The 19,523-nt window shown below is 62.7% G+C and carries 14 protein-coding genes and 2 tRNA genes; 12 read left to right on the top strand and 4 right to left on the bottom strand.

The window, feature by feature from the left end; genetic code table 11:
• Window positions 1-10: 10 nt before the first annotated feature.
• A complete protein-coding gene (locus AB0323_RS07100; protein ID WP_366176687.1) occupies window positions 11-1,456 on the bottom strand; it encodes a zinc-dependent metalloprotease in 1,446 nt (481 codons plus the stop codon).
• A 322-nt stretch (window positions 1,457-1,778) separates the two neighbouring features.
• Between AB0323_RS07100 and AB0323_RS07095 the strand changes: the two genes are divergently transcribed.
• The 5 genes from AB0323_RS07095 to AB0323_RS07075 all read left to right on the top strand — a co-directional run bounded on the left by AB0323_RS07095 (window position 1,779) and on the right by AB0323_RS07075 (window position 8,840).
• On the top strand, window positions 1,779-2,807 hold the full coding sequence (locus AB0323_RS07095; protein WP_366176736.1) for a S16 family serine protease: 1,029 nt from the start codon (window positions 1,779-1,781) through the stop codon (window positions 2,805-2,807).
• Between the two features lie 132 nt (window positions 2,808-2,939).
• On the top strand, window positions 2,940-5,930 hold the full coding sequence (locus AB0323_RS07090; protein WP_366176686.1) for a UPF0182 family protein: 2,991 nt from the start codon (window positions 2,940-2,942) through the stop codon (window positions 5,928-5,930).
• Between the two features lie 229 nt (window positions 5,931-6,159).
• A tRNA-Met gene (locus AB0323_RS07085) sits at window positions 6,160-6,236 on the top strand.
• A gap of 1,216 nt (window positions 6,237-7,452) precedes the next feature.
• The gene (locus AB0323_RS07080) at window positions 7,453-7,818 is read left to right on the top strand and encodes a hypothetical protein (protein ID WP_366176685.1); all 366 of its coding nucleotides are present in this window, start codon (window positions 7,453-7,455) and stop codon (window positions 7,816-7,818) included.
• A 945-nt stretch (window positions 7,819-8,763) separates the two neighbouring features.
• Window positions 8,764-8,840: transfer RNA gene (locus tag AB0323_RS07075), tRNA-Met, on the top strand.
• Window positions 8,841-8,959: 119 nt separating this feature from the next.
• Here AB0323_RS07075 and AB0323_RS07070 read toward each other — a convergent pair.
• On the bottom strand, window positions 8,960-9,100 hold the full coding sequence (locus AB0323_RS07070) for a hypothetical protein (protein WP_366176684.1): 141 nt from the start codon (window positions 9,098-9,100) through the stop codon (window positions 8,960-8,962).
• A 366-nt stretch (window positions 9,101-9,466) separates the two neighbouring features.
• Here AB0323_RS07070 and AB0323_RS07065 point away from each other — a divergent pair, with 366 nt between their 5' ends.
• The 6 genes from AB0323_RS07065 to AB0323_RS07040 all read left to right on the top strand — a co-directional run bounded on the left by AB0323_RS07065 (window position 9,467) and on the right by AB0323_RS07040 (window position 14,495).
• Window positions 9,467-9,760 (top strand): hypothetical protein, encoded by a 294-nt coding sequence (locus AB0323_RS07065; protein ID WP_366176683.1) that lies wholly within the window; start codon window positions 9,467-9,469, stop codon window positions 9,758-9,760.
• Window positions 9,761-9,960: 200 nt separating this feature from the next.
• Window positions 9,961-10,332, top strand: coding sequence for a VOC family protein (locus AB0323_RS07060; protein ID WP_366176682.1), 372 nt, complete (start codon window positions 9,961-9,963; stop codon window positions 10,330-10,332).
• A 186-nt stretch (window positions 10,333-10,518) separates the two neighbouring features.
• Window positions 10,519-11,286, top strand: coding sequence for an electron transfer flavoprotein subunit beta/FixA family protein (locus AB0323_RS07055; protein WP_366176681.1), 768 nt, complete (start codon window positions 10,519-10,521; stop codon window positions 11,284-11,286).
• A gap of 13 nt (window positions 11,287-11,299) precedes the next feature.
• A complete protein-coding gene (locus AB0323_RS07050; RefSeq protein WP_366176680.1) occupies window positions 11,300-12,271 on the top strand; it encodes an electron transfer flavoprotein subunit alpha/FixB family protein in 972 nt (323 codons plus the stop codon).
• A gap of 90 nt (window positions 12,272-12,361) precedes the next feature.
• Complete coding sequence (locus AB0323_RS07045; protein ID WP_366176679.1) at window positions 12,362-13,294, top strand: hypothetical protein; 933 nt, start codon at window positions 12,362-12,364, stop codon at window positions 13,292-13,294.
• Between the two features lie 64 nt (window positions 13,295-13,358).
• Window positions 13,359-14,495 (top strand): acyl-CoA dehydrogenase family protein, encoded by a 1,137-nt coding sequence (locus AB0323_RS07040; RefSeq protein WP_366176678.1) that lies wholly within the window; start codon window positions 13,359-13,361, stop codon window positions 14,493-14,495.
• Window positions 14,496-14,555: 60 nt separating this feature from the next.
• On the opposite strand, the gene AB0323_RS07035 is transcribed toward AB0323_RS07040, so the two are convergent.
• Together AB0323_RS07035 and AB0323_RS07030 are read right to left on the bottom strand one after the other, a co-directional pair.
• Window positions 14,556-15,344: a PspA/IM30 family protein gene (locus tag AB0323_RS07035; protein WP_364533141.1), complete on the bottom strand. Its 789-nt coding sequence runs from the start codon at window positions 15,342-15,344 to the stop codon at window positions 14,556-14,558.
• Window positions 15,345-15,443: 99 nt separating this feature from the next.
• Window positions 15,444-17,507, bottom strand: coding sequence for a TPM domain-containing protein (locus tag AB0323_RS07030; protein ID WP_366176677.1), 2,064 nt, complete (start codon window positions 17,505-17,507; stop codon window positions 15,444-15,446).
• A 343-nt stretch (window positions 17,508-17,850) separates the two neighbouring features.
• Here AB0323_RS07030 and AB0323_RS07025 point away from each other — a divergent pair, with 343 nt between their 5' ends.
• The gene (locus AB0323_RS07025; protein ID WP_366176676.1) at window positions 17,851-19,518 is read left to right on the top strand and encodes a trypsin-like peptidase domain-containing protein; all 1,668 of its coding nucleotides are present in this window, start codon (window positions 17,851-17,853) and stop codon (window positions 19,516-19,518) included.
• Window positions 19,519-19,523 lie beyond the last annotated feature (5 nt).

Genomic DNA, 19,523 nt, shown 5'->3' with positions numbered 1-19,523 from the left:
TTCGGAAGCGCTAGGCCGTGGGCTCCCCGGGTTCCGTGGTGTCAGGGGAGTCTCCGTCTTCAGGTTTCGGAGCCTCCGGGCTGCCCTCAGTGTTCCCCTCATCCTTCGGAGCGTCGTAGCCGCCTTCAAGGAGCTTCTGCAGTGCATCGTCCACTTCGGTGTCGCTGGCTTCAGCCAGGCGGCGCCGTTCGGTGAAGCCCGCCGGGTCGTCGAGGTCATGCGCCGTGGGGAGCAAATCGGGATGCTGCCAGATGGCATCGCGGCCGGCGATTCCACGTTCGTCCTTCAGCGCCGCCCACAGCGTGGCGGCTTCGCGAAGGCGCCGCGGGCGCAGCTCAAGGCCCACGAGCGAGGAGAACGCGTGTTCGGCGGGTCCTCCCGTGGCGCGGCGCCTGCGCACCGTCTCGCGGAGTGCGACGGCGGATGGCAGCACGTTCTCGGTGGCTGCGGCCGTGAGTTCGTCCACCCAGCCCTCCACCAGCGCCAGGGCTGTTTCGAGTTTCTCCAGGGCAGCCGATTGTTCGGGAGTGCGCTCGGGCGTGAACACCCCTTGGGAGAGAGCTTCTTGAATGCCCTCGGGGTTGCTCGGATCCAGGTCCCGGGCGAGGTCCTCGACGCGGGACAGGTCGATGTGGATGCCGCGGGCATAAGCTTCAATCGCCCCGAGGAGATGGCCCCGCAGCCACGGAACCTGCACAAAGAGCCGGGCATGCGCGGCTTCGCGGACCGCGAGGAACAACCGGACGTCATTCTCAGGGATGCTCAGGCCTTCGCCGAACTTTGCCACATTGGCCGGCAGTAAGGCCATCTCGAGATCAGCGAGTGGAACGCCGATGTCGGTGGAGCTGACCACCTCGGCGGACAGCGCCCCGATGGCCTGTCCCAGTTGCATGCCGAAGATTGCCCCGCCCATGTTCTGCAACATGGACGAGGTGCCGCCCATCATGGCCTTCACTTCTTCCGGCATCTGCTGGGTCAGGGCGTCCGACAGCGCATTGGCGATGCTGTTGGCCACCGGCTCCGTGAGTCGTTTCCATGTAGCGAGGGTGGCTTCCACCCATTCAGCGCGGGACCAGGCGCGGCCGATGAGGCCCGTCGCCTGCAGATCGGTGACCGGATCCAACCAGAGTTCCGCGAGCCGGAGCGCCTCGTCGACTTCGCGGGCCTGCAAAGCACTCACTGAGGGATCCGTGCCGGCAGCAGCAACGCGGCGGGCATTCTCGTGGGCGAGCTGCCAATTGACCGGGCCTTCGGAAGTGGAGCTCATCATGGCCTGCACCTGGGCGAACATTTGCTGCAGCATGTTGGGGTCGTTTGGCAGCCCTGCGGCCTTTGCCAATTCGGCGGGGTCGATGTTGCCCATGCCTTGCCCGCCCATCAGGTTCTTCAGCATTTCCGCCAAGGGATCCACGGGTGAATCGTCTCCATTGGAGGGGTTATTGGGGTTGGAGGTCATGGTGCCGCCGATCGTCGGTGTGACTGGTGATCACTTTCAAGGTACCGCGATGCCCGGGGGCTGTCTGCCTCAAGAACGCGTCGTTCGCTCTAGGCAAAGCACGTAGGGCGGGCACAGCAAAGTAGGGTGGATCGTTGGTATGTTTACTGGCCTCCGCCCTGAGGGGGTCGAAACGGTAGCGTAGGGCACACGGTTCCCGGCGCGGAGAGGTCTTTCATTGACTAGTTTGCCGAGCCCCGGAGCTGCCGGGGAACCCGGACAGCCTCTCGGCCCCTCCAACCCGCCCCAAGCGGCGCGGCGCCGCGACGGACGGTACGTCGCGATGCTGGTCTCCGGCGCCCTGACCATTGTGTTGGGAATCGCCGCGGCCGTGCTCCCTGTTCCCTACGTAGTGGAATCCCCCGGACCAACGTTCAACACCCTGGGCACGGACCACAACAAACCGGTCATCAGCATCACCGGGCACGCGACGTATCCCGCCAAAGGGAACCTGGACCTGACCACCGTCTACATCAACGGCGGCCCCAACGGACCAGTCAACCTTTTCGAGGCCTTCCAGGCCTGGCTGGACGGTTCCAAGGCCGTATACCCCGAAGAACTGCTCTATCCCAAGGGCGTCACCAAGCAGCAATCCGAACAGGAAAGCGCGCTTGCCATGACTACCTCCCAGGAGAACGCAGTTGCCTCGGCCCTCAAGGAAGAGAACATTCCGTACGGCCAGAAGCTTGCGGTCGCAGGGTTGTCCGACGGCTCGGCATCCGCGGGCAAACTCCAGGCAGGGGATGTCTTCACGTCGATCAACGGAAAGGCGGTCACGTCCCTGAGCGTCGTCCAAACCGCACTGGCCGACGGCGCGGGCGCGCCTGCCGTCGTCGTCGTCGATCGGAACGGCCAGCCCGTGACGGTGAGCATTACCCCCGGCAAGGGCTCAAACGGGAAGTACATCCTGGGCGTACTGCTGCAGTACAAGTTCACGTTCCCGTTCGACGTCAAGATCTCCCTGGACCAGGTGGGCGGACCGAGCGCCGGCATGATGTTCGCACTGGGCATCATCGACAGCATCACCCCCGGCGACCTCACGGGCGGCAAGCATGTGGCCGGTACCGGCACCATTTCGCCGGACGGCACCGTGGGGCCCATTGGTGGAATCGCCCAGAAAATGCGCGGAGCCCGCAGCGGCGGCGCCACGCTTTTCCTCGCGCCTGCCGCCAATTGCGATGAGGTCGTGGGGCACGTTCCGGACGGGCTGCAGGTAGTCAAAGTGGACACTCTGGCGGACGCAAAATCAGCCGTGGAGCGACTCGCCTCGGGCCAGGACATGTCCCGCCTCCCGACATGCTCCAACAACTAGACTGATGATGGAACTTAGCTCCACTGCCACTCGTGGCACTAATGACGGCCTCCGCCATTAGCACCGGCACGGGGGCCGACGAACACACGCACTGATGACCGTTAACTGACGACCAGCGATGAGGTATCGAGTTTGTCCCGTCCAGCCAGCACCAGCCCGCCCGGAAGACCGCAGCGGAGACGGGGTGCACTCACTCCAACTTTGATCATCGTCGCCGTCGCCGTGGTGGGATTTATATTCTTCGCCAACGTGTGGACAGACGTCCTCTGGTATCAGCAGCTGGGCTTCTTCGAAGTCTATTTCAAGGAAAACCTTGCCCGGATCCTGATCTTCCTCGCGGGCTTCGTCCTGATGTTCCTGCCGGTCTTCTACGCAATCCGCGTTGCCTACCATGCACGGCCCGTCTACGCTCCGGACTCCGAGGCCAGGGACAACCTGAACCGTTACCAGGCCCAACTTGAACCCGTACGTCGCGTGGTCATGATCGGCATCCCCGTGTTGTTCGGCCTCTTCGCCGGCAGCGCGGCCGCGAGCCAGTGGCAAGCGGTGCTTTTGTTCTTCAACCAGGTACCGTTCGGCCAGGCCGATCCCCAGTTTGGCCTGGACATCAGTTTCTACCTCATGACTTTGCCGTTCCTTGGCTTTGTCACGGGTTTCCTTATGAGCGTTGTGGTGATTGCCGGAATCGCGGGAATCCTTACCCACTACCTTTATGGCAGTATCCGGCTCATGGAACGCGGCATCTTCACCAGCCGTGCCGCCCAAATCCACCTGGCCGTGACCGGGGCCATTTTCCTGCTCCTGCTCGGAGCCAACTTCTGGCTTGACGTCTACAGCACCGTCCAGAACAACGGCGGACACTGGGCAGGCGCCCTTTACACCGACGTCAACGCCGTGATCCCGACGAAGACCATCCTGGCCGTTGCCGCGGGTCTGGTGGCTATCCTCTTCATTGTGGCCGCCGTGATCGGCCGTTGGCGCTTGCCCGTGATCGGCACGGCCATGCTGATCATCACGTCCATCCTCGCGGGCGGCGTCTATCCCTGGGTCATCCAGCAGTTTCAGGTCCGGCCCTCGGAGCAGACGCTGGAGAACAAGTACATTGACCGCAACATTGCCATGACCCGGTCCGCCTACGGTTTGGACAAGATCAAGGTTTCTCCCTACAACGCCACGACGGACGCCAAGACCGGGGCTCTTGCCAAGGACGCCCAGACGGCCGCGAACATCCGGCTGTTGGACCCGAACCTGGTTTCCTCGGCGTTCTCCCAGCTGGAGCAGTACCGTCCGTACTACCAGTTCCCCAAGGCCCTTAACGTCGACCGTTACACCGTGGACGGCAAGACCCAGGACACAGTGATCGCGGTCCGCGAATTGAACCAGGACGGGCTGAACGCCAGCCAGCAGACCTGGGTCAACCGCCATATCGTCTACACCCACGGTTATGGTGTCGTGGCCGCCAAGGGCAATACCTTCACGGTTGATGGCAAGCCGGATTTCCTGCTGTCCGGAATCCCGTCAATGGGTACCCTTGGCAGCGATGCGAGCTACCAACCCCGCATCTACTTCGGTGAAGATTCGCCGGACTACTCGGTGGTTGGTGCCCCGGATGGCGCTCCGCACCGCGAACAGGACCGACCCGCCGGCAAGGATACTTCTACTGAAACGCAGTACACCTTCACCGGCAACGGTGGCCCCAACGTGGGCAACTGGTTCAACCGCCTGCTGTACTCCATCAAGTTCCAGTCCTCGGACCTGCTGCTGTCTGACGGCGTCAACGAGAAGTCCCAGATCCTCTACGACCGCACTCCGCGTGAGCGCGTGCAAAAGGTAGCTCCCTACCTGACGGTGGACGGCAGCGCCTATCCCGCAGTGGTCGACGGCCGTGTGAAGTGGATCGTGGACGGCTACACCACCAGCCAGTACTTCCCCTACTCCCAGCAGCAGCAACTGGGAAATGCTACGGCCGATTCGCAGACGACCTCCGGGCGCACGGTGGCCCTGCCGAACAGCGCCGTCAACTACATCAGGAACTCGGTCAAGGCCACTGTTGACGCCTATGACGGCTCGGTCACGCTGTACGCCTGGGATGACCAGGACCCGATCCTGAAATCGTGGGAGAAGATTTTCCCGACGACCGTCAAGCCGTACTCGGAGATGTCCGGTCAGCTGATGAGCCACGTCCGCTACCCGGAGGACCTGTTCAAGGTCCAGCGTGAGTTGCTTGGGCGTTACCACGTGACCAATGCGGACAGCTTCTATCAGAACAACGACGCATGGAGCGTTCCGAACGACCCCACGGTCACGGATCCCGTCCGGCAGCCCCCGTTCTACATGTCCCTGCAGATGCCCGACCAGACCAAGCCGGCCTTCCAGCTGACGTCGTCCTTCATCCCGCAGGTGGTCAACGGCGCCGCCCGGAACATCCTGTACGGCTTCCTCGCCGCCGATTCCGACGCCGGTAGCCAGAAGGGGGTGAAGGCTGACACGTATGGCCAGCTGCGGTTACTCCAATTGCCAACGGATACCCAGGTTCCGGGCCCGGGCCAGGCCCAGAACAAGTTCAACTCCGATCCTGAAGTGTCGCGGGAACTGAACCTGCTCAGGCAGGGAGCATCCGATGTGCTCAACGGCAACCTTTTGACATTACCGGTGGGCGGAGGCCTGCTCTATGTCCAACCGGTCTATCTGAAGTCCACGGGTGAGACGTCCTATCCAACGCTTCAGCGGGTGCTCGTGGCCTTTGGCGACAAGGTCGGCTTTGCCCCCACGCTTGACGCTGCGTTGAAGATCCTCTTCGGGGGCGACTCAGGGGCCTCGGCGGGAGACTCGGCCAATAACGGCCAGACCCCCACTCCGCCGGGGACCACTACGCCACCCGCCGCAGCGGACGCGCAGGCCCAGCTGAAGGCTGCACTGGACCAGGCCAACAAGGCCATCCAGGATGGCCAGGCTGCTCTCGCCAAGGGCGACTTCGGGGGCTACGGTGACCAGCAGAAAATTCTGGCCGCTGCAATACAGAAAGCGCTCGACGCCGAGTCCCGGCTTGGAGTCACCCCGGCTCCGTCGGCAAGCGCCACCCCCTCGGCGAGCCCGTCGCCTTCACCTTCGCGGAGCAAGTAGGTAACTCCAGCCGGCTGAATTCGGCTTAGCTGGTTGTTTTGCAAGACCGGGCCAGCCCTGACAAGGGCTGGCCCGGTCTTTCTTTTGATCTGTCTAGCCTGGCCGGGTTTCCCGAGGTGCCTGGGCCGGCCGTCTGACAGGGTTGCTCCGCCGATAGGGCCGGGGAGACGGAGGTCACGTCGTCTGGATTTGGCCTGACATTCACCTGCAGGTAAAGTAGTTCTTGCGACGCGGGGTGGAGCAGTTCGGTAGCTCGCTGGGCTCATAACCCAGAGGTCACAGGTTCAAATCCTGTCCCCGCAACCAAATAAACGAAAGAGTCCGCCTATAAGGGCGGACTCTTTCGTTTAAGGGCTACAGGACAAAACGTGCGTAAATCCGGGTTATAGGACAAAACGTGTGTAAATCCCGGGCGTGTCATCTGCCTCCGGCCCAGCCTGCGCGGTGCCAGAGGCCTTCCTCTGCGCTGAGCTCGGCGCTGTAGAGCTCTGGGCCGGGGTGCTGTTCCGTGGGGGGGTAGTGGCTTTGGTCTTGGGCAGGCGGTGGTGGCGGGCTTAGATGAGTTTGGCCGGCGGCAGGGGCTGTTCCCTGTGCAGGTAGAGGTACCACTCGCTCGCGGTCGTGCTCCGGTAGGTGCGGGCTTCGACGCGTCCCCGTGCTGTTGGTGCCAGTCATGGAGCCCTGCCAGCCAGGCCGCCGCTTCCGCCGGGGCGTGAATCCTGGTCAGGGCCCGTCCCAGCCGCAGCAATACCTTGCTCGCCCCAGTCCTGGACCGACCGGTCAGGTAAGTGCGACGCTGCGCTGGCCATGGACCAGGCAGCGTTGCACCGCGGTTTCGGACCAACACTCCGACAGTGCCGCTGCGAGCACCCCAGCCACCCTTAGCTTCCAAAGCTTAGCCATCCCGAAATTCGCCCGCCAACACTGGGAAGCAAGCCCCTCCCATACACACGTTTTGTCCTATAACCCCCTCGTCGATCGTGAAGCAGAGGTTGCAGGACAAAACGTGTGAAAATTCCAGGACCGCGTCATGTCCGGCCCGGGATCGTCTTCGCTCGGATGTCGGATTCGAATGGACAAATTGCGGGCCCGCGGAATCCCGAGACCGGCAACTTGGGCGAAGAGAATGATCCAGCAGAATCCGACGGTGCCTTCGTCTAACCCCCATTTTCGCCGCGCTCTCGATCCTGAGGTAGGCGCAGCGGAGACGGCCGCCCCCACTTCCCTAGGGAGGTCTTGGACACGGTCTTAGACGACTGTGGGCCAATCCGGGTGAAACGTTTTTTCACACGCAGAAGCGCCGAGATCCACACTGAGATTGCCGAAAAGCACACTGATTTTCGGCAAATCTGCACGGAGTTTGGCCACTTCGACCACTGAGAGGAGAAATATCGCGATAGTTTCTTGGGCGGGAGAACAAATATTCATCACTGGATTCCCCTCAGCCAGTTCAAGAAATTATGAGGCGCAATCGAACGCGGGATGTAGTTTAATCGCATGATCTTGACAACGGAGTGAAACAATGGAATTAAACCTTAAGCAGGATATTGTGTACGCCCTCAGGAAGAAGGGCGTAGCAGAAACCGAGATACCGCGCCTCCTCGACGAAGCGATGGAACAACGCCGGACAGCAGGTGATCGATTCAGCGTTGCCGATTTTGTGTCTCGTACCCCACGCGGGACCAGCATCTCCAGGGGCACACGGATCGGTTACGTCGCCGCCGTGTTTTTGGTGCTTTGCATTGGCGTTCAGCTGCTCCTTAGCGGCATGTTTAGCGTTCACCTGGGCATTCCTGGCCTCCTGTTCTACTACGGCGCAGCTCTCCTTGGACTGGTGGCCCTCGTGTTCTCCGCCTACTACGTAGACCGCAAGGTTCCCGTCAAATAGCCCGAAGCTGATCGCCTAAATCATGCTGGGCAATTGGGGGCGTTGGGGTTCTGATCGCTGTAGCGCTGGTCGCACTAACCCGCGGCTCTTGGCTTGGCTTTCTCTTCCTCGAAAATGCCGCAGGCCACTCTGCGAAAGTACGCTTTCGTCCGATCGATTCAGTTGAATTCTCGGGAGATCCGGCGGCGGTTACTTGGGTTGCCCCTGCGGCTGCTTTACTGCACGCGTCCTCGCGGATTAGCCGATGAGGTGGGTGTCGTGCGCCTAGGCAAGTTAGGCGAAGTTTCCGGATCGATTCCGGTATCGTGTGTCATTGTAGTTACTGCCTGATTCGCTTCAAGCAGCCCGTGAAGAGGTCGCCTGTGCTGGCATCCCCGCGCGATGGCTAAACTTAGCGCTCGAACCAGAACTGCCTTGAGCCTTGGGACCAGACCGGATCTGACCCATCAATGGGGCACCAGCAGTCGAGCCTACCGGCGGATCGCGACACCCATCCTCCACAGGGCCGGCCCAACTGAGTACTGGGAAGGTCAAGGCATCATCCACTTACCCCCTGCATGGGATCGCTTTCAAACGACCTAGTGAACCGCCGTATGCGAGGCCCGCACGCGCGGTGGTGTGAGAGGTAGGTCGGGAAACCCGAACCACCTACTCGATTTTTCCACCGGTTTGCGGGTGGGGGGTGTGGTGCGTGTGCCCGGTACGCCCGTGTCACGTCCGTCCTGACCTTCTTTGAGCCGCCTCGGAGCCAAAATGACGCGACTCGCCGTGTCGCAAGCGCTTTTCCAAAGCAAACGAGGTCGGGACGGCGTCAAGTCCCCGCGAGAATCGCCCCTCCCAGGGGCTGTTACTTCTGCCGAAGGCTCCTTCAGATCGCAACGTGCCGCAGCGCACACCCAAGTGGTCAGAGGCGTCCCTGAATGTGCGGTAGAGTTGATTCTGCGACGCGGGGTGGAGCAGTTCGGTAGCTCGCTGGGCTCATAACCCAGAGGTCACAGGTTCAAATCCTGTCCCCGCAACCAAGGAAACGAAAGAGTCCGCCCAGCTGGGCGGACTCTTTCGTTTAACCCCCGTTTTCGCAATTTCCGGATTACAGGACATAACGTGTGTAAATCCCGGGCGCGTTATGTGCACCACCGGGTCATCTTCGCTCGGATGCCGGATTCTGCTCATTCATTCGAATGGACAAATTCCGGGCCCGCGGAATCACGGCGCCGGCAACGTCGGCGAAGAGAGTGATCCAGCAGAATCCGACGGTGACGATCGAACTGGATCTGCTCATGGACCTCCCCGGTCATCGGGATCCGCGGGGCACTGTTCCAGCACCAGGCCGTGCGGCGGCGGAATGTCTTGTACACCGTTCTAGACGGCAATGCGCGCCAATCCGGGTGAAACGTTTTTCCACACGTAGAAGTGCCGAGATCCACACTGAGATTGCCGGAAAACACACTGATTTTTGGCAAATCTGTACGGATCTTAGCCACTCCGACCCCTGACAGGCGAAATATCGCGCTAGTTTCTTGGGTACTGCCAGCAGCGTGGCGGCCGGGCGGCAATGGATCGGGTTCGCGCCTGGTGACTTGATGTTGTCTTTGCCATTGACTGGCACTGCTGCGCTCGGCGTGGACCGACTTGAGGAGGAGCTTCGATGAACAAGACATCGAAAATTGTTGGTGCGGCCCTGGGCGGCGTGGCCGTTGGATTGGCCCTGGCGTTCATTCTGTTCGTGGCCACTAGCGTGATCGCCATTTCAACGGGCTCCCCGGCGACCCTGCCGGGACTTTTCACTGCGACTGCCGGAACCGAAAACGGGGCACTGGCCTTGGAATTTCAGCCGAACTTCGCAGGAATCGTCGTGGTCATAGCGTTGTCGGTGCTTGTCAGCGTGGTGATGGCCGTGCGAAGCAGCAACGCATCCCCGGGACCCTCAGTACATAACTAGTGGGCCCTGCTTCGCGATGACGGCGATGGGCGTACGCTCCGCGCGGCTCTGAGGCAAGGTCCCGCCACATGACCCGTACCTATCCGAACGCTCCAAGCGTTGACAGTCCCAAGCGTTGACAGTCCAGCTCGTGGAGGACGACACTTGGGCCGAATGGCCCGTTCATCCTGACGGAATGGGCCGGCCTGAGGAGGCCCGAGATGATCAATGCAACGATGGTCGTGGCGACAATTCCGGTCACGGATCTGGAGCGGGCGAAGGAATTCTACGGCGGCGTCTTGGGGCTAACCTTCCTCTGGGAAACTCCGGTAGGCGTCCGGTACCGGTGCGGACCGGTCAGTGAGATCTCGGTCTTCAAGCGTCCGCCTACTGCCACCGAGCACACCCTTGCCCACTTCGAAGTGGACGACATCGAGGTGGTCGTCCAGGACTTGGCCGCCAAGGGCGTGGAGTTCCTCGACTACACGGAGGGTCCCCTCGCCACAACAGGGCACATCGCCCAGCTCGGCCCCGCCCGCGGCGCTTGGTTCCGTGATCCCGACGGGAACACCCTCGGCATCCGCCAAGGCTAGATCGATCGCTTCGAAAGCCTGATACCTGCCGCCGGGCCGGATCGCCATGCCCTGCGCGGAAGTCCCGCCTCCCGCAAGAATCACTAGGAGTTCCAAGCATTCCTTCCCTCCCTCCATGGTAAATACTAGGAGTTCCTAGTATTCTCGATTCCAAGCGTCAGCCATTTGCATCGAGGGAGCTGTTGAATGAAGATCGTCGTGCTCGTCAAACAAGTGCCGGATACGGCCGAGGAACGGAAGCTTGACCTGGCAACGGGCCAGCTTGACCGTGAGGCCGCCGACTCCGTGCTCGATGAAATCAACGAGCGCGCCCTCGAAGCCGCGTTGCGCATCAAGGATGCCAACAAGGGCACCGAAGTAGTGGCAATGACCATGGGTCCTGATGACGCCACACAGTCCTTGCGCAAGGCCCTTTCCATGGGAGCCGATTCAGCGGTTCACCTTGTGGATGATTCCCTCGACGGCGCCGACACCGGCCGAACGGCCACAACGCTGGCGGCGGCCTTGAGGTCTACCGGATTTGACGTGGTGATAGCCGGTAATGAATCGACGGATGGCCGCGCCGGCGTCGTGCCCGCCATGGTCGCCGAACATCTCCAGCTGCCACTTTTGGGTTCATTGATCTCCGCGGAAATCGCCGACGACGGCGTACGCGGGGTTCGCCAAGGCGAGGGCGGAACCCTCAATGTCCGTGCCGGACTGCCCGCCATCCTCACCGTGACCGAACGTTTCCCCGAGGCCCGCTTTCCCAACTTCAAGGGCATCCTGACGGCCAAGCGCAAACCCGTCACCACATTGTCCGTCGCCGAACTCGGCGTCCCGGCGGGCCACAGCCGCACCGTGGTGGTCTCCACCGTTGAACGGCCGCCGCGCGCGGCTGGCCGGAAACTCATCGATGACGGGACCGCGGCCGACGAGCTCGCCGAGTTCCTCGTTGCGAACCGCCTGGTCTGAGGGAGGAAAAGAAATGTCGAACGTCTTGGTGCTCATTGAACTTTCCCACCGCGGCGAGATTGCCGCTTCCGCCCGCGGGCTGCTGGCTGCCGCAGCCACGCTGGGCTCACCGGTCGCCGTCGTCGTCTCGCCTGCACCCCTGGCGGACGACGACGTCGCGCGCCTGGGTGAGTTGGGCGCGGCAAGGATCTACTCGGCCGTGACAGCTGCCGCCGGCACTGTTTTGGTGGCCCCTGCCGTGGATGCCCTGAGCGGGGCCGTCGACGCATATGGGCCGGCTGCCGTGCTCACCGCGAACTCGGTGGACGGCCGCGAAGCCGCCGCCCGGCTAGCTGTGCGGGTCGGCGGGAGCGTGCTCGCCGACGTCGTGCAGGTGCGCAGCGACAACGGAACCGTTGTTGCACAGCATTCTGTGTTTGGCGGGGCCTACACCGTCGAGTCCGTAGTGGAAGGCGGGCTGCCCATCCTCACCATCCGGCAGGGGGCGATCGAAGGCCACGCTCCGGCAGCCACTGCAGAGCTGCAGACGTTGTCCCTGGAAGCCGCAACAGACGGTGCGGCAGTCATTGACCGCTTCAACGACGACGCCGACGTCTCGGTCCGGCCCGAGCTTCGGACTGCAGCGACGGTGGTTTCAGGCGGACGGGGTTTGGGCTCGTCCGAGAACTTCGTGCTGGTCGAACAGCTCGCCGACACCCTGGGCGCTGCGGTCGGTGCGTCACGCGCCGCCGTCGACGCCGGATACATTGCCCAGACGGCCCAGGTAGGCCAGACGGGTGTGAGCGTATCCCCGCAGCTGTACATCGCTTTGGGAATATCCGGAGCCATCCAGCACCGCGCCGGCATGCAGACCGCCAAGACCATTGTGGCCATCAACAAAGACGAGGACGCGCCCATTTTTGAGGTAGCCGACTTCGGAATCGTGGGCGATATCTTCACGGTGGTTCCGAAACTCATCGAGGCCGTCAAAGCCCGTTCCAACTGACGGCGTAACAGGCTTTAGCCGCTTCGGTCCAAAGCCTGTTAGCTTGATGCGTCCGACGATTGCAAGTTCTTCCGAGAGGTGTCTGAGAAGATGTCCACCCCCGCCAAAAAGTCGACAGCAGCCAAGAGCAAATGGTCCCAACCCCTCTGGGTGGTTCCAGGGGTGCTGCTCGTACTTTTGCTCATCGTCTTGTTGGCCAAATGGTTGACGGGCCTGTCGGGCGTGCAGTCGTTCTTGCACGACTTCCCAGGCGCGTCCCGCCTCCCGGAGAACGCTCCCGTAGGTTTCCCGGCATGGCTCGGATGGCAGCACTTCCTGAACGTCTTCTTCATGGTGCTCATCGTCCGCTCGGGCTGGCAGGTCCGCACGGCCAAAAGGCCGCCAGCCCAATGGACCCGCAACAACCAAGGATTCATCCGGACCAAGAATGCGCCGACCAAGATCAGCCTGGACCTGTGGTTCCATCTGACCCTGGATGCCCTATGGGTGTTGAACGGCATCGTCTTCATCATCGTGATCTTTGCCACCGGGCAATGGATGCGGATCATCCCCACCAGCTGGGACGTCTTCCCGAACGCCATTTCCGCTGCCCTCCAGTACGCATCGTTGAACTGGCCCACTGAGGACGGCTGGGTGAACTACAACGCCCTGCAATTGCTGACGTACTTCGTCACGGTCTTCATCGCCGCTCCGCTTGCCATCATCAGCGGGCTGCGCACGTCCTCTGCATGGCCGAAGAAGGCCGGCACGGTGAACAAGCTCTATCCCATCGAAGTGGCCCGGGCAGTGCATTTCCCGGTGATGGTGTACTTCGTGCTCTTCACGATCGTGCACGTCACCTTGGTCCTCGCCACCGGGGCGCTGCGCAACCTGAACCACATGTATGGCGGCAGCGACGACATCAACTGGGTTGGTTTCGGCATTTTCGCCCTGTCCCTCCTGGTGATTGTGGGCGCCTGGTTCCTCGCGAGGCCGCTGTTCCTTCGCCCTGTCGCTTCGCTGATGGGCAAAGTCAGCAAGTAAACGCACTGAATAGCCAGAAATACCGGACAACCCGGAGACTGGGAAGAACTGCAAAGGAGTGCCAATGTTTGAGCTCACAGAGGACCAGCAAGCGGTGGTGGAAATGGTGCGCGACTTCGCCACCACGGCTATTGCGCCGCACGCCGCCGAATGGGACGAGACCAAGCATTTCCCAGTGGATGTCCTGCGCGAAGCAGGCACCCTTGGCATGGGAGGCATCTATGTCCGGGAAGAGTTCGGCGGCTCGGGGCTTTCCCGCACGGATGCAGCGCTGATCTTTGAAGAGCTGTCCAAGGCAGACCCCACCATCGCGGCGTACATCTCGATCCACAACATGGTGGTGTGGATGATCGACGCTTTCGGAAACGATGAGCAGCGGGCCAAATGGGTTCCGCAGCTTGCCTCCATGGAGGGACTGGGCAGCTATTGCCTCACGGAGCCGGGAGCCGGCTCGGACGCCGCCGCTTTGAGTACCAAAGCAGTGCTCGACGGCGACAGTTACGTTCTTAACGGCACCAAACAGTTCATTTCGGGTGCGGGAGTTTCCAGCATCTATGTGGTCATGGCGCGGACTGCGGACACGGGCAGCCAGGGCATCACCGCAATCGTTGTGCCCGCGGACGCGCCGGGCCTGTCGTTCGGCCCGAATGAGAAGAAGATGGGATGGAATGCCCAGCCCACCCGTCAGGTCATCTTCGAGGACGTGCGGGTCCCTGTGGCGAACCGGCTTGGCGAGGAAGGCAGCGGATTCGGCATCGCCATGAAGGGCCTCAACGGGGGCCGGGTCAATATGGGCGCTTGTTCCCTGGGAGGGGGTCAGGCGGCCCTGGAGAAGTCCATCGCGTACCTCAAGTCTCGCTCGGCCTTTGGTGGCCCGCTCATCAACCAGCAGTCCCTGCTGTTCGATATTGCCGACATGGATACGGAACTCGAAACTGCCAGGACTTTGATCCTTCGGGCCGCTGACGCTTTGGATCGTGGCGCCCCGGACACCGTGAGGTTGTGCGCAATGGCGAAACGCGTCGCTACGGACGCTGGTTTCAACGTGGCAAACAAAGCCATCCAACTGCATGGCGGTTACGGATACTTGTCGGAATACGGCCTCGAGAAGATTGCCAGGGACCTGCGCGTCCACCAGATCCTGGAAGGCAGCAACGAAATCATGAGACTCATCGTTGGACGGCTCGCTGTAGGGGCATAAAGCACGCAGGAAGCACGAAGGGCCGGAACTCACGGGAGGTCCGGCCCTTCGCCGCAGGGATTAGAGCTTGTCGAAGTCGGCTTCGTCCACAGTGTCATCGGCCGGTGCGGTGGCGCCGGCTCCGATCGCAGCCTTCGAGCCGCCCGACTTCAAGGCCGCCAGTCGGGCCTCGATTTCCGTCTGCTCTCCGAGATCCTCAAGCTGGTTGAACTGTGCGTCCAGGCTGGACGCTGCAAGTTCCTGCTGGCCGAGCACTTTGGCCTCTTCGCGGCGGATCTTCTCTTCGAAGCGGCCCACCTCGCTGGTGGGGTCCATGATGTCGATGCTCTTGAGGGCGTCGTGCACCTGGGTCTGGGCGGCAACCGTCTTGGAGCGGGCAACCAGCTCATTGCGCTTGCTCGTGAGCTCGTTGAGCTTGCCCTTCATCTGGTCGAGACCGCTCTTGAGCTTGTCCACGACCTCCGACTGGGACGCGATGTTAGGCTCGGCGGCCTTGGCTTCGTTCTCGGCGGACATCTGGCGCTGGATGGCCACCTTGGCAAGGTTGTCGAACTTCACGGCGTCGGCCGCGTTGCCGGCCGCGCGGTACTCGTCGGCCTTGCGGGAGGCTGCGAGGGCCTTGTTGCCCCAATCCTGGGCGTTTTTAAGGTCTTCGTTGTAGTCGGCCTGCAGCATGCGGAGGTTTCCGATGGTCTGCGCCACGGCGGACTCGGCCTCGGCGATGTTGTTCGAGTAGTCGCGGACCATCTGGTCCAGCATCTTCTGCGGGTCCTCAGCCTGGTCGAGCAAGGCATTGATATTCGCCTTGGCGAGCTGTGCGATCCGCCCGAAAATGGACTGCTTAACCATGGTGTTGCCTTTCGTCCTGCTCAGTGGTGCCCACTGAATCCAGTGATCAGTTTTTGTATCGCCCTACGCGGGGGACCGGCCCCCGCCTAGTCTTTGGAGCTAGAAGCTGCCGGAGTCGCCGCCGCCGAAGTCACCGCCGCCTCCGCCGTCGCCGCCGAAGAAGCCTCCGCCCCCGCCGCCGTCGCCGCCGAAGAAGCCGCCGCCTCCGCCGTCGTTGTCTCCACCGCCCCAGCCGCCGCCTCCGCCGTGCAGGATGGAGTTGATGAGGATGCCTCCGAGGATCGCTCCGCCGAGGCCGCCGCCGTTCCCGCCACCACCGAACATGCCGCCACGGCCGTAGCCTTGGTTGGCGAAGCCGCCGAACTGGTCGACGTCGGACTGTGCCAGTTGCGCGGCTTGTGCAGCGAGTGCCTGGGCCTGCTGGGCGTACGTCAGTGCGGTGACCGGGTCATTGCGGGAAATGGAGAGGGCGTAGTCGAGATTCCGTTGGGCTTCGGCCAGTCGGGTACGCGCCTCAGTGCCCACGCCGCCGCGTCGGGCCGCGATGTAGTCCGAGGTGGCGCTGATCTGGGACTGGGCGGCCATGATGGTCTGCTGGAGCGCGGCCTGTGCACGCCTTGCTTGTTCCTGCTGGTCACGGATTCCCGAGAGGGACTGGTCCAAGGCCTGGTGGGCTTTCTCCACCCGGTCCAAAGTGGCAAGGGGATCGATCTTCCCGCCCTGGATTTCAACCTTGACTTGCGCGAGTGCGGCTTCGACTCCGGCCACCGGGCCAGCCAGCTCCGGGTGCGCGCCGGACTGGATCATCGCCTTGGCCTGTGCGAGGTCCTGGCTGGTGTCCACCACGGCACCCTCCAGCGAATTCCGGGCTTCGTCGAGGCTGCCCGCTACCTTGGAGATTGCGTCTATCAACACGTTGGTCTGGTGCAGGCCCTCTTCCGCGGCGCGGACTGCCACTGCGGCAAGGCTGCTCTCACCCGCGGCGAGTTTTTCCTGTGCCGTCGTTGTTGCGTTTTGAACGAAGGCGAGCCGGTCCTTGGCCTGGGTGATGTTGTCGCTCACGTGGCCAAGTGCGCTGTCTGCGTACTTCTCGCGCAGGGCGTTGAGCGATTGCTCCGCGCTGCTGATCCTTGCCTCGGCTTCGTTGGCGCCGGCGGCAACAGTGGCCAGAGCCTGCGGCGCGTTCTTCTCAAGCTCGCGGAGGGAATCGAAATCGGCCTTCTGTTCGCGCAGCGACTGAAGGGCGGCCTCCGAGCGTCGGATGATTTCGCCAAGCCAACTGCGCTGCTGCTCTTCGGTGTCCGGGATGTGGTCATCGAGCTGTTGCTGCAGTTTGAAGGATTCGGTCATGTGGTTCTTGGCTTCCAGCAGAGCCTTGGTGAAGTTCCCGACGGCGGCATCGCCGTATTGCGCCTGGGCGAAGCCGAGCTCCTGCTCGCTGGACTTGATGGTGTCATCCGCTTCGATGAGCAGGGAGCCGGCTTTGCGCCGCAAGTCCGCGACACTCAGCGACGCCAGGGGATCGAGCTGTTCCCCTTGCGGGCCGTAGCTGGCGCTGGAGGCCTGGCTCTTCTTGCGTCGGTTGCGGAAGTACAGGTATGTGCCGACCCCACCGGCCGCAACCACGCCCGCCCCGATCAAAACGACTGCACCCGAGTTGCCGCTCGGAACCGTGCCGCTGCCTCCGCTGGCGGCATCGCCGATGGCGGCCGCTGTGTCAATGGCTGCCTGGGCAACGTCCCGCTTGCCTGCACCGAGGTTGGCCACGATGGCATTGGACGAAATGGTCGACTTTTTGGGGTAGATCGCACTGGCAGAGTTGGGTGCGAAATAGTACTGACCGGCCGCGGAGAAGGCCAGAATGACGTCCGACCGGCCCATGCCCTTCTTGGTGGCGACTGCCGTGGCCCAGGCTTCGGGCGATGATGGGTTTTCGAAGGAATTCACCGTGACCACGTACAAGTTGTATTTGTGGTCTTTCAGGAGCTTCTGGATGGCGTCCTGGACTTCGCCCTTGCGGTTGCCCAGAAGATTCGCGTTGTCCACGATGTTCTGGCCGGACGGGATGGTCACCGGGTCGGCGGCCCAGGCTGCGGTGGCCGGGAGGACCAGCATTCCGGCCAGGCCGATGACGGCGAGTACACGTTTCAACATTGACCGCATGTGCAACCCTTCAGCACGTCTGCGACTGGTCCAGGCCGGAACAATCGAAACAGAATGCATCAGCGCCCCCACGCCTGGTTGTCAAGCGGAGGGTCGCTGTGGCAATTCCACTTGATACTATGGTGCACCTTTTGGGGCGTTCACAGCGGTAAATATGCCGCCAGCGAAACGGGGAGAAATCCGTCCTTCTCCAGCGTTGAGGGGTCTAGCCGGTGCCGTTCGAGGGTAGTTCGAGGGCGCAGGACCGTTCCCGCCGACGCGTTCAGCAAGCTCCCAGCGAACGTCGACCCTTGATCCAGCAAGAGCGACGATAGTTAAGGGGACGAGGAAGAAAGGAAGTCCCATGACGGAGAACCCAGCACAGGGCGCCGCGCCTGAGAACAATGGCCCTGAGAACCATGGTCCTGAGGGCACCGGCCGGGCGGAGGCGGACAAGCAAGCCAATTCCCAGCCTACGACCCCGCTGCCGGCATACCAGCCGGGTCAGGATTTCACTGCGCAGCCCGAACACACTGCGCAACCCGAACACACAGCGAAGCCCGAATACCCTGCGAAGCCTGAATACCCCGCGCAGCCGGACCACGCAGCACAGGCTCCGGCGCCCTGGGCCCATGGCCGGGCTGAGAACGCCACCGAGCAGATCCAGGGCCAGCACAACGCTCCCCAGCACGGCGCGCCCCAGCACAGCGCGGGACCGCAGCACCCGTACCCGCAGCACCAGCCTTTCTATGGCGGACCGAACCCTGCGCAGCACTATCCCACGCAGCAATTCCCGGCCCACCCGGGCGGCCCGGCGGCGAGCCCGAAGCGCAAGCCGGTCTTCGGCGTCGGGACCCTGGTGGCCTGCATCCTGGCAGCCGGTCTCGTCGGCGGAGGCGTGGTGGCCGCCAGTGATCAATTGTTGAACACCCGGACGCCGGCGGCGGCCGGCAGCAGCCAGACGGGAACCGTGATTGTCAACAACACGGACAACGTCAACGCCATCACCGCAGCGGCGGCCAAGGCGTCGCCGAGCGTCGTGACCATCATGGCCTCGAGCGGAAGCCAGGGCGGGACCGGTTCGGGCATCATCCTCGACGACCAGGGCCATATCCTGACCAACACCCACGTGGTGACCCTGGACGGTGCCAGCGCCAACGCCGCGATTGAAGTGCGGCTGAGCGACGGACGCGTCCTGAAGGCGACGGTAGTGGGTACGGACCCGCTTTCGGACCTCGCCATCATCAAGGTGGACAACGCCTCCGGCCTCGTGCCGGCCACCTTGGGCGACTCCAGCAAGATCAACGTCGGGGACAACGCAATCGCCATCGGCGCTCCGCTCGGCCTGCCCGGCACGGTCACCGACGGCATCGTGTCCACGCTCAACCGCACTATCAGCGTGGCGTCCTCGGCCGTTCCCAACGGCGGCTCCGACAATTCGCAAAACGGCGGCCAGGGCGGATTCCAGTTCGCTCCTCCAGGCGGTGGCCAGAGCCAGAGCAGTGCCGGCCAGGGCACTGTTTCGCTCAACGTGATCCAGACCGACGCACCGATCAACCCGGGCAACTCCGGTGGAGCGCTTGTCAACACCAAGGGCGAGATCATCGGCGTCAACGTGGCGATCGCTTCCGCCGGCAGCAGCAATTCCTCGTCTTCGTCGAGCGGCAACATTGGTGTGGGCTTCAGCATCCCCATCAACAACGCGAAGCGTATCGCGCAGGAACTCATCAAGAACGGCAAGGCCACGCACGGGCAGTTCGGCGTCAGCGTCCAGCCCAAGTCGGCCACGGGAAGCAATTCCGGGTTCTCGGTGGGCGCGCAGGTTGCGGCCGTGACCGCGGGCTCCGCCGCTGAAAAGGCCGGAGTCAAGGTGGGCGACGTCGTGACGAAGTTCGCCGGCAAGGACATCACCGATCCCGAGCAGCTTACCGCGGCGGTCCGTGAGCAGCCGGCAGGTGCAACGGTCAAGGTGACCATCCAGCGCGGCGGCCAGTCGCAGGAGCTCGATGTGACCTTGGACGCAGCTCCGTGACAGCT

The organism is Arthrobacter sp. NPDC080031 (assembly GCF_040702485.1).
Classification (GTDB): Bacteria; Actinomycetota; Actinomycetes; order Actinomycetales; family Micrococcaceae; genus Arthrobacter.
Note: the sequence above shows the minus strand (reverse complement) of the source record. Positions and strands in the feature narration are given on the sequence as shown.

Bases quoted from the DNA above. Each gene is read 5' to 3' on its own strand.
- AB0323_RS07100 (WP_366176687.1), bottom strand. From the start codon at position 1,456: ATGACCTCCAACCCCAATAACCCCTCCAATGGAGACGATTCACCCGTG.
- AB0323_RS07095 (WP_366176736.1), top strand. From the start codon at position 1,779: ATGCTGGTCTCCGGCGCCCTGACCATTGTGTTGGGAATCGCCGCGGCC.
- AB0323_RS07080 (WP_366176685.1), top strand. From the start codon at position 7,453: ATGGAATTAAACCTTAAGCAGGATATTGTGTACGCCCTCAGGAAGAAG.
- AB0323_RS07070 (WP_366176684.1), bottom strand. From the start codon at position 9,100: ATGAGCAGATCCAGTTCGATCGTCACCGTCGGATTCTGCTGGATCACT.
- AB0323_RS07065 (WP_366176683.1), top strand. From the start codon at position 9,467: ATGAACAAGACATCGAAAATTGTTGGTGCGGCCCTGGGCGGCGTGGCC.
- AB0323_RS07060 (WP_366176682.1), top strand. From the start codon at position 9,961: ATGATCAATGCAACGATGGTCGTGGCGACAATTCCGGTCACGGATCTG.
- AB0323_RS07055 (WP_366176681.1), top strand. From the start codon at position 10,519: ATGAAGATCGTCGTGCTCGTCAAACAAGTGCCGGATACGGCCGAGGAA.
- AB0323_RS07050 (WP_366176680.1), top strand. From the start codon at position 11,300: ATGTCGAACGTCTTGGTGCTCATTGAACTTTCCCACCGCGGCGAGATT.
- AB0323_RS07045 (WP_366176679.1), top strand. From the start codon at position 12,362: ATGTCCACCCCCGCCAAAAAGTCGACAGCAGCCAAGAGCAAATGGTCC.
- AB0323_RS07040 (WP_366176678.1), top strand. From the start codon at position 13,359: ATGTTTGAGCTCACAGAGGACCAGCAAGCGGTGGTGGAAATGGTGCGC.
- AB0323_RS07035 (WP_364533141.1), bottom strand. From the start codon at position 15,344: ATGGTTAAGCAGTCCATTTTCGGGCGGATCGCACAGCTCGCCAAGGCG.
- AB0323_RS07030 (WP_366176677.1), bottom strand. From the start codon at position 17,507: ATGCGGTCAATGTTGAAACGTGTACTCGCCGTCATCGGCCTGGCCGGA.
- AB0323_RS07025 (WP_366176676.1), top strand. From the start codon at position 17,851: ATGACGGAGAACCCAGCACAGGGCGCCGCGCCTGAGAACAATGGCCCT.